The sequence below is a fragment of the Amycolatopsis iheyensis genome (genome assembly GCF_024703995.1).
Taxonomy (GTDB): Bacteria; Actinomycetota; Actinomycetes; order Mycobacteriales; family Pseudonocardiaceae; genus Amycolatopsis; species Amycolatopsis iheyensis.
In genome coordinates, this window is sequence record NZ_JAMXQV010000016.1 from 244,984 (window position 1) to 253,422 (window position 8,439).

10 protein-coding genes are annotated in these 8,439 nt (G+C 71.0%); 3 read left to right on the forward strand and 7 right to left on the reverse strand.

Features of this window, described 5'->3' with window-relative positions:
* Window positions 1-2 precede the first annotated feature (2 nt).
* Entirely contained in the window at window positions 3-992 is a 990-nt protein-coding gene (locus M8542_RS29120; RefSeq protein ID WP_257923453.1) for a DHH family phosphoesterase, read from the reverse strand.
* Window positions 993-1,017: 25 nt separating this feature from the next.
* Here M8542_RS29120 and M8542_RS29125 point away from each other — a divergent pair, with 25 nt between their 5' ends.
* Entirely contained in the window at window positions 1,018-2,049 is a 1,032-nt protein-coding gene (locus M8542_RS29125; RefSeq protein ID WP_257923454.1) for a TRM11 family SAM-dependent methyltransferase, read from the forward strand.
* Here the strand turns inward: M8542_RS29125 and M8542_RS29130 are convergent.
* Together M8542_RS29130 and M8542_RS29135 are read right to left on the reverse strand one after the other, a co-directional pair.
* Window positions 2,046-3,155, reverse strand: a complete 1,110-nt coding sequence (locus M8542_RS29130) for an SPFH domain-containing protein (protein WP_257923455.1) — start codon at window positions 3,153-3,155, stop codon at window positions 2,046-2,048. The genes M8542_RS29125 and M8542_RS29130 overlap by 4 nt on opposite strands.
* A 44-nt stretch (window positions 3,156-3,199) precedes the next feature.
* Window positions 3,200-3,427 (reverse strand): NfeD C-terminal domain-containing protein, encoded by a 228-nt coding sequence (locus tag M8542_RS29135; protein ID WP_257923456.1) that lies wholly within the window; start codon window positions 3,425-3,427, stop codon window positions 3,200-3,202.
* A 130-nt stretch (window positions 3,428-3,557) separates the two neighbouring features.
* On the opposite strand from M8542_RS29135, the gene M8542_RS29140 reads away from it, so the two are divergent.
* A complete protein-coding gene (locus tag M8542_RS29140; RefSeq protein ID WP_257923457.1) occupies window positions 3,558-4,100 on the forward strand; it encodes a TetR/AcrR family transcriptional regulator in 543 nt (180 codons plus the stop codon).
* Window positions 4,097-4,720 carry a class I SAM-dependent DNA methyltransferase gene (locus tag M8542_RS29145; protein WP_257923458.1) on the forward strand — a complete coding sequence of 208 codons (624 nt, stop codon included), beginning with the start codon at window positions 4,097-4,099 and terminating at the stop codon, window positions 4,718-4,720. Before M8542_RS29140 ends, M8542_RS29145 begins: the two co-directional genes overlap by 4 nt.
* Here M8542_RS29145 and M8542_RS29150 read toward each other — a convergent pair.
* From M8542_RS29150 to infB, 4 genes are all read right to left on the reverse strand, one after another.
* The gene (locus M8542_RS29150; protein ID WP_257923459.1) at window positions 4,712-5,530 is read right to left on the reverse strand and encodes an alpha/beta hydrolase; all 819 of its coding nucleotides are present in this window, start codon (window positions 5,528-5,530) and stop codon (window positions 4,712-4,714) included. The two genes, M8542_RS29145 and M8542_RS29150, sit on opposite strands and share 9 nt — an antisense overlap.
* 5 nt (window positions 5,531-5,535) lie before the next feature.
* The gene (gene rbfA, locus M8542_RS29155) at window positions 5,536-6,012 is read right to left on the reverse strand and encodes a 30S ribosome-binding factor RbfA (RefSeq protein ID WP_257923460.1); all 477 of its coding nucleotides are present in this window, start codon (window positions 6,010-6,012) and stop codon (window positions 5,536-5,538) included.
* A 9-nt stretch (window positions 6,013-6,021) separates the two neighbouring features.
* Window positions 6,022-6,315: a DUF503 domain-containing protein gene (locus tag M8542_RS29160; RefSeq protein WP_155545954.1), complete on the reverse strand. Its 294-nt coding sequence runs from the start codon at window positions 6,313-6,315 to the stop codon at window positions 6,022-6,024.
* Window positions 6,316-6,391: 76 nt separating this feature from the next.
* A partial coding sequence (infB, locus tag M8542_RS29165) for a translation initiation factor IF-2 (protein WP_257923461.1) occupies window positions 6,392-8,439 on the reverse strand: 2,048 nt, incomplete at its 5' end.

Here is an 8,439-nt window from a genome sequence, read left to right on the forward strand (position 1 = left end):
CCCTAGAGCAGCGGCGCCCGCTCCAGCGCTTCCCGCAGCCCGGCGAGCACCTCCGGCGCCGAGCCCGCGATCGTGCAGCCCGCGGCCTGCCGGTGCCCGCCGCCGCCGAACTCGGCCGCCACCGCCGAGACGTCGATTCCGATGGAGCGCAACGAGATCTGCCACTGCGCGGGGTTGCCCAGGTCCTGTTTGAGCACCGCCGCGACGGCCGCCTCGCGTACCGAGCGGACGACGTCGACGACCGACTCGACCTCCTCGCCCCGCACCGTCCGCGCCGCCTCGACCGGGACCACCGCGTGCACGAAACCCCGGCCCTGCGCGGCTTCCGGCTCCAGCCGGGCCCCGGCGAGCACCGACGAGAGCATCGGCAGCCAGGTGAACGGCCGCTCGTCGACGATCCGCCGCACCACCGCCTCCGGGTCGACGCCCGCTTCCAGCAGCCGCGCGGCCATCCGGTGGGTCTCCGGGCTCGCCCGGCGGAACCCGCTCGTGTCGGTGACGATCCCCGCGTAGATCCCCCGCGCGATCGGCTCGTCCAGCTCCACGCCCATGGCGTCGAGGATCCGGAAGACCAGGATCGCGCTGGCCTCGGCGCTCTCGTCGACGACGTTGCAGGCGCCGTAGCACGTGTTGGTCGCGTGGTGGTCGATCACCAGCACCGAGCCGGCCAGCTCGACGCGCCCGGCGAGCCGGCCCAGCCGCTTCGGCACCGGCGTGTCGACGCAGACCAGCAGCGCCTCGCTGTCGGGCAGGTCGTCGGGGTGGGTCAGCAGGCCGTCCTCGTCGAGCCACCGCAGCGTCTCCGGGGCCTCGTCGGGCTCGCCGAACGAGACGCGCACCCGGGCGCCGCGCCGGTGCAGCGCCCGGCCGAGGGCCAGCGCGCTGCCGAGCGCGTCCGCGTCGGGGCGGACGTGCCCGAGCACCGTCACGTCGGTGGCCGACGCGAGCAGCGCCGCCGCGTCCCGGATGTCCTGCGCCAAAGTAGGGGTCACGGTGCGTCACGCTACGCTCTGCGGGATGCCTGAGTACGTGATCCTGGTCCACCCGTCCGCCAATCGGGTCTACGCCGCCTCCTCCCCCGCGCTGCTGCGTGCCGAGCTGGCGGTGTTCGGCGCGGCTTTGTCGGCCGAGCTGTCCGGGATCGAAGAGGTCGAGCTCGGCGGCGTCGGCTACGTGCGCTTCACCAGCTCCGCGCCGCTGGGCGAGCGCGACCTCGCGCTGCTGTCGAACCTCTCTTCGCTGTACGCGCTGTTCGAGCTGGGTGACGGCGTCCTGCGCCCGGTCACCGTGACGCCGCTGGCCAAGGCCGACTCGGACCTGCTGACCATCCAGAAGTACCCCGGCAAGACCAACGAGTCGTTCACGAAGCTGCTGCTGAACGTCACGCTGCTGGCCACGACGGACCCGTTCTCGGCCAAGCCGAAGTACCTGCTCGACCCGCTCTGCGGCCGCGGCACCACGCTGAACCAGGCGATGATGTACGGCCTGCACGCCACCGGCCTCGACGTCGACGCCAAGGACTTCGAAGCCTACGAGGCGTTCATCAAGACCTGGCTGCGGAACAAGCGCGTCAAGCACACCGCCGACTCGGGACAGCTGCGCCGCAACAAGGTCCGCCTCGGCCGCCGCCTCGACATCGAGTACGCGCTCGACAAGGAAGCGTACAAAGCGGGCGACACCCGCAAGCTCACCTACTTCCAGGCCGACACGCTGACCACCGACGAGGTGCTGCGCGCGAACTCCTGCGACGTGATCGTCACCGACGCGCCGTACGGCGTCCAGCACGGCAGCCACCGCGAAGCCGGCCTGCAGCGCAGCCCGCGTGACCTGCTCGCGGCGGCCGTCCCGGTGTGGACGCGGGTGCTGCGCCCCGGGGGCGCGCTCGGCATCTCGTGGAACACGACCGTGCTGCCGCGCGAAGAGCTCGTCGAGGTGCTGCGGAAGGCGGGGCTCGACGTCCGCGAAGGCGGGCCGTGGGCCGGGTTCGCCCACCGCGTCGACCAGGCCATCCTGCGTGACCTGGTCGTCGCGGCGAAGCCCGCGTCCTAGGACTGCGTCAGCTCGGGCCTGGTGACCTGGCCGTTCTCCTCGGGCACGGGGGCAGGCGACGGCGGCGTGCTCAGGCCGCGCTTCACCGAGTCCAAGATGGACAGTCCCTGGCCGACCAGCCCGGCGGCCATCTCGCCCAGGCCGTCGGCGCCGTTGAGGATGTTGACGTTCGCGCCGGACAGCCCGCGGCCGGCTTCCTTGACGATCTGCGGCAGCTGGTCGATGAGCATCCGGTCGAGCGCGACCCGGTTGTTCGACGCGGCCGCCTCCGCCTGCACGCGCATCTTCTCGGCCTCGGCCAGCGCCAGGATCCGGATCCGCTCGGCTTCGGCGTCGGCGGGCTTGATCACTTCGGCCACCAGCTGCTGCTGCCGCAGCTCGGCCTCGCGCTGGGCCAGCTCGGTGCGCGCGTCGATGACCTCCTGCTGGGCCTTGGCCTGCGCGAGCGGCCCCGCCTGCGCGGCCTCGGCCTGCGCCGCCTCGACCTCGGCGCGGTACTGCGCCTGCACGATCGACGTCTGCCGGGCGTATTCCGCCTGCGTCCGCTGGGACTTCTGCTCGGCCTCCGCCGCGGTCTGGTTCGCCACCGCCTGGGCGATCTGGGCGTCCCGCTGGATCGCGGCGTTGTGCGGCGCGGCCATCGCGGCGATGTAGCCGAGCTTCATGTCGTCGATCGACTGGATCTGCAGCGCGTCGACGGTGAGCCCGATCTTCGCCATCTCCACCGCCGAGCCGTCCAGCACCTCGGTGGCGAGCTTCTGCCGCTCGGTGATGATCTCCTCGACCGTCATCGACCCGATGATCGAGCGCAGGTGACCGGCGAAGATCCGGCCGGTCAGCACCGACATCTGGTCCTGGTCGGAGAGGAACCGCTGGCCGGCGTTGACGATGCTTTCGGTGTCGTTGCCGACCTTGAACGCGATCACCGCCCGCACCGTCAGGGCGATCGCCTGCTTGGTGACGCACACTTCGGTCACTTCGGCCTCACACATCGAAAGCGTGAGGAACCGGACCTTCCGGAAGATCGGCATGACGAACGCACCGTGGCCGGTGACCACCCGGAACGGTGACGCGCCGCTGCTGTGCTTGCCCCCCGAGATCAGCATGGCTTCGTTGGGGGCCGGAACGCGATACCCGAACATCGCTGTCCTTATTCAGAAGGATCCGAGGCGTCCCACGCCACGACGTCGACCGTGCGCCGGCCCCGGGTTTCCACGACCAGGACGGTCGTGCCCTTCGGCAGCTCCGTGTCGGACCAGGCCAGGAAGGTTTCCAAGCCGCCCCGGATCCTGATCAGCACCTCCCCGGGCCCCCGCTGCCCGCGGGTGCCGATGAGGAGGACTCCGGTGCGGCCGGCCGGGGACAGGTCGGAGTGCATGCGCCGACCTCCCTCGATGGCCGTCTCGGTGCGGGATCCCCCGCTGGCACCATTGTGCTCCCGGCGGCGGCCGGCGGCAGGCACTGTGAGGTTCCGATCAGGAGGCAACCGCGCCGCTATACTCCGGAGCGTGACCGCCGAGCCCCGCACCCTGCGCGCCGACGCCCGGCGCAACCGGGAGGCGCTCGTCGCGGCCGCACGGGAGGTCTTCGGCGCCAAGGGTGTCGACGCCCCGCTCGACGAGATCGCCCGCCGCGCCGAGGTCGCGATCGGCACGCTCTACAACCGGTTCCCGACGCGGGCCGACCTCGTCGAGGCCGCGTTCCTGCCGACGCTCGAAGAGGCGCGGGCCGCCGTCGACGAGGCGCTCGAGTGCGAAGACCCGTGGGACGGCTTCGTGCTCTTCCTCGAGCGGTCCGTGCTGATGCAGGTCTCCGACCGCGGGTTCACCGAGGTCTGCTCGCGGGTGTTCGACCCGGCGTCCGGTCTCGAAAAAGCCAAGCAGGCCAACGCGTTCCGGATCAACCGGATCATCGCCCGTGCGCAGGAGGCCGGTGCGTTGCGGAAAGACTTCCGCGGGGAAGACCTCGCGATCGTGTTCGCCGCGGCGACGGCGACCCCCGGCTGGCGGCGCGCGCTCGGCATGGTCCTCGACGGGCTGCGGGTGCGATGACCTGGCTCGCGGACACCCGCACGTCCTACGACACGGTGGCGGCGAGCTACGCCGAGTTCGTTTCCGGCGCCCTCGAGGAGCAGCCGTACATGCGGGCGGCGCTGACGCTGTTCGCGGCCCAGGTCGACGGACCGGCGGTGGACGTCGGCTGCGGTCCCGGGCAGTTCACGGCGTTCCTGGACTCGCTCGGGCTGGACGTCGCCGGCATCGACCTTTCGCCGGCGATGGTCGAGCTGGCCCGGCAGGCCCACCCGGAGCTGCGGTTCGACGTCGGCTCGATGACGGACCTGGCGCTGCCCGACGCGTCGATGGCCGGGCTGCTGGCGTTCTGGTCGCTGATCCACGTCCCGGACGACGAGGTCCCGGTGGCGCTCGGGCACTTCCGGCGGGTGCTGCGGCCGGGTGGGTTGCTGATGATCGGCTACCACGTCGGCGCCGGCACGCGGCTGAAGACCGAAGGCTACGGCGGGCACCCGATGCGGGTCCACGTCCACTTGCGACAGCCGTGGTGGCTGGCGAAGCGGGTGCGCGACGCCGGGTTCACCCTCGAGGCGGAGTGGGCGCTGAACCCGGAAAACCCAGTGTCCCAAGCGATCCTGTTCGCCCGCGCGTCAGCCTAGCCGCTGCCCCACGAACTTCAGGACGTCCGGCAGGATCCCCCGCCAGTACTCGTCCTTGTGCCCACCGGGCGAGAACTGCGCCACCGCGGGCGAAACCGCCTTCACCAGCTTGCGATCCGCGCCCAGGAACGGATCCGACTCACCGCACCAGACGCCGAGGCGGGCCGCGGGCAAGTCTTCGGTGTGCAGCAACGGTTCTTCCGCGCGCCAGTTGTCCTCGCCGGAGAACACCTTGCGGCTGCGGGCGTCCGGCCAGCTGACGAACAACGCGGCACTCGCCGTGGCCACCGCCTTGAGATCCGGGTGTGCGCGGGCGAACCGGAGTGCGCCGAAACCACCCATGGAAATGCCGAGCACCGCCGACGCCGGGCGCAGGTCTCGGCCCGCGAGCCAACCCGGGACTTCGTCGGTGAGCATGCGTTGCGGGTCGTCGTCGCCGCCGACGTCGACCCAGTAGTTGTCGCCGTCGACCGCGGCCACCGCGAACGGTGGGACGCCGCCGCGCACGGCCGCCGTCAGCATCTGCGGGATGCCCAGGTCGAGAAAGGTTCGCGCGCGAGCGCCGCGGCCGTGCAGGGCCAGGCACACCGGCAACCCCGAGGCCGGGACGCCTTCGGGGGTGATGAGTACGAGGTCGACGTCGGTGCCACGGGCGGCCGAGCGCATGCGCTGGACCGTCACCGGGTCACGGGGCGCGGACGGCCGGGTGGGGGCCGGCACCGGCGGCGGACCGGGTGGCGGGTCGGCCGACGAGCAGCCCGCCAGCAGCGCGAGGGCGCTGCCGGCGAGCAGAGTGCGACGGGAGAGCATGGGCCTCAGCCCCGGCTCTCCTCCTCCGCGAGCTCGTCGTCTTCGGCCTCTTCGCGAGGCGCCTTGTACGGGTCGACGTCGCCGGCGTGCTGGGCGCCGGTCGCCTGGCGGGCGACCTCGGCGTCGGCCTCACGGGCCTTCGCGAGGAGGTCTTCGATCCGCTTCGACTCCTCGGGAATCGTGTCGGCGACGAACGTCAGCGTCGGCGTGTAGCGGACGCCGGTGCCCTGCCCGACCTTCGTGCGGAGCATCCCGCGCGCGGATTCGAGCGCGGCGGCGGCACCGGCGAAGTCCGGGACGGAGTCCAGCTTCTCGCCGAGCACCGTGTAGTACACCGTGGCGTCGTGCAGGTCGCCGGTGACCTTCGTGTCCGTGATGGTCACGTAGTCCAGCCGGGCGTCCTTGACCTCGTGCTCGATCGCGGACGCCACGATCTGCGAGATCCGCTTGGCGAGCTTGCGAGCCCGAGCAGGATCAGCCATGTCTTTCTCCTAGTCTTCTGGACCGAGCAGCCGGCGGCGTGCGGTGAGCAGCTCGAACTCCGGCCGGCTCGCCACGTACCGCTCACACGAGTCGAGCACGTCCCGGACGTGCTCGCCACCTTCGGCGACCACGGCCACCCCGATGAGGGTCCGGCGGTGCAGGTCGGTGTGCCCGGCTTCGGCCACCGAGACGGCGAAGCGCTTGCGCACCTCGGCCAGCACCGGTCGGACCACGGATCGCTTCTGCTTCAACGAATGGACGTCGCCGAGCAGGATGTCGAGCTCTAGGGCTCCGACGAACATAGGCAAATGAGGTGGTGTAGTAGGAATGGAAACCCCGGGTGTGCGGTGCGAAACCGCACACCCGGGGACACAGGCCTTACGCCCGCGGCTTCTCGCGCTGCTCGTACGTCTCGATCTGGTCGTCGACCTTGATGTCGCCGTACGAACCGAGCGTCAGACCGCACTCGTAGCCCTCGCGGACCTCGACCACGTCGTCCTTGAACCGCCGCAGCGAGCTGATCGGCAGGTTCTCCGCGACGACGGTGCCGTCGCGCAGGAGGCGGGCCTTGGCGTTGCGCCGGATCTCGCCGGACATGACCAGGCAACCCGCGATCGTGCCGATCTTGGAGGACTTGAAGACCTCGCGGACCTCCGCGCGGCCCAGCTCGACCTCTTCGTACTCCGGCTTGAGCATGCCCTTGAGGGCCTGCTCGATCTCGTCGATCGCCTGGTAGATGACCGTGTAGTACCGGACGTCGACGCCCTCGCGGGTGGCCCGCTCGGTCGCCTTGCCCTGGGCGCGGACGTTGAACCCGAGGACGATCGCGTCGGACGCGGTCGCCAGGTCGATGTCCGACTCGGTCACGCCACCGACACCGCGGTGGACCACGTTCAGCTCGACCTCGTCGCCGACGTCCAGCTGCAGCAGCGAGGCTTCGAGGGCCTCGACCGTACCCGAGTTGTCACCCTTGATGATCAGGTTGAGGCTGCTCGTCTCCTTCAAGGCGGAGTCGAGGTCCTCGAGGCTGACCCGCTTGCGGCGCGACGCGTTGAGCGCGTTGCGCGTGCGGGCCGACCGGCGCTCGGCGATCTGCCGGGCGACGCGGTCCTCGTCGACCACCAGGAAGGTGTCACCCGCACCCGGCACCGAGGTGAACCCGATGACCTGGACGGGCCGCGACGGCAGCGCCTCGGTGACGTCGACGTTGTGCTCGTCGACCATCCGGCGGACGCGGCCGTAGGCGTCACCCGCCACGACCGAGTCACCGACGCGCAGCGTGCCGCGCTGGACCAGGACGGTGGCCACCGGGCCGCGGCCGCGGTCGAGGTGCGCCTCGATCGCGACGCCCTGGGCCTCCATGTCCGGGTTGGCCCGGAGGTCCAGAGCGGCGTCGGCGGTCAGCAGGATCGCCTCGAGCAGGCCGTCGATGTTGATGTTCTGCCGCGCGGAGATCTCGACGAACATCGTGTCGCCGCCGTACTCCTCGGCGACCAGGCCGTACTCGGTCAGCTGCTGCCGGATCTTGTCCGGGTTCGCGCCTTCCTTGTCGATCTTGTTGATCGCGACCACGATCGGCGCCTTGGCGGCCTGCGCGTGGTTGATCGCCTCGACCGTCTGCGGCATCACACCGTCGTCGGCCGCCACCACGATCACCGCGATGTCGGTCGAGTTGGCACCACGGGCACGCATGGCGGTGAACGCCTCGTGACCCGGGGTGTCGATGAAGGTGATCAGACGCGGGTTGCCTTCGAGCTCGGTCTCGATCTGGTAGGCACCGATGTGCTGCGTGATGCCGCCGGCCTCGCTCTCGCGGACCTTCGTCTTCCGGATCGTGTCGAGCAGGCGGGTCTTACCGTGGTCGACGTGACCCATGATGGTCACGACCGGCGGCCGGACCTGGAGGTCCTCTTCCTCACCCGTGTCTTCGCCATAGGTGATGTCGAAGGTCTCCAGCAGCTCACGGTCTTCTTCCTCGGGGCTGACGACCTGAACCGTGTAGTTCATTTCGCCGCCGAGCAGCTCGAGGATGTCGTCCGACACGGACTGCGTCGCGGTGACCATCTCGCCGAGGTGGAAGAGCACCTGCACCAGCGAAGCCGGGTTGGCGTCGATCTTCTCGGCGAAGTCGGTCAGCGAAGCACCCCGCGGCAGCCGGATCGTCTCGCCCTGCCCCTTGGGCAGGCGGACGCCGCCGACGCTGGGCGCCTGCATGTTGTCCATGTACTCCTGGCGCTTCTGCCGCTTCGACTTGCGGCCCTTGCGCGAGGGTCCACCCGGGCGACCGAAGGCACCCGCGGTGCCGCCACGGCCACCGGGGCCGCCACGACCGCCGCCGCCACCGCGGAAGCCGCCGCCACCGGCCGGGGCACCCGTGCCGCCGCCGGGCCGGAAACCGCCGCCACCGCCGCCGCCACCGGGGCCGC

What these genes read in the sequence shown, in the direction of transcription:
- M8542_RS29160 (WP_155545954.1), bottom strand. Translation starts at nt 6,315, where the DNA reads ATGTTCGTCGGAGCCCTAGAGCTCGACATCCTGCTCGGCGACGTCCAT.
- M8542_RS29125 (WP_257923454.1), top strand. Translation starts at nt 1,018, where the DNA reads ATGCCTGAGTACGTGATCCTGGTCCACCCGTCCGCCAATCGGGTCTAC.
- M8542_RS29150 (WP_257923459.1), bottom strand. Translation starts at nt 5,530, where the DNA reads ATGCTCTCCCGTCGCACTCTGCTCGCCGGCAGCGCCCTCGCGCTGCTG.
- M8542_RS29145 (WP_257923458.1), top strand. Translation starts at nt 4,097, where the DNA reads ATGACCTGGCTCGCGGACACCCGCACGTCCTACGACACGGTGGCGGCG.
- M8542_RS29135 (WP_257923456.1), bottom strand. Translation starts at nt 3,427, where the DNA reads ATGCACTCCGACCTGTCCCCGGCCGGCCGCACCGGAGTCCTCCTCATC.
- M8542_RS29130 (WP_257923455.1), bottom strand. Translation starts at nt 3,155, where the DNA reads ATGCTGATCTCGGGGGGCAAGCACAGCAGCGGCGCGTCACCGTTCCGG.
- rbfA (WP_257923460.1), bottom strand. Translation starts at nt 6,012, where the DNA reads ATGGCTGATCCTGCTCGGGCTCGCAAGCTCGCCAAGCGGATCTCGCAG.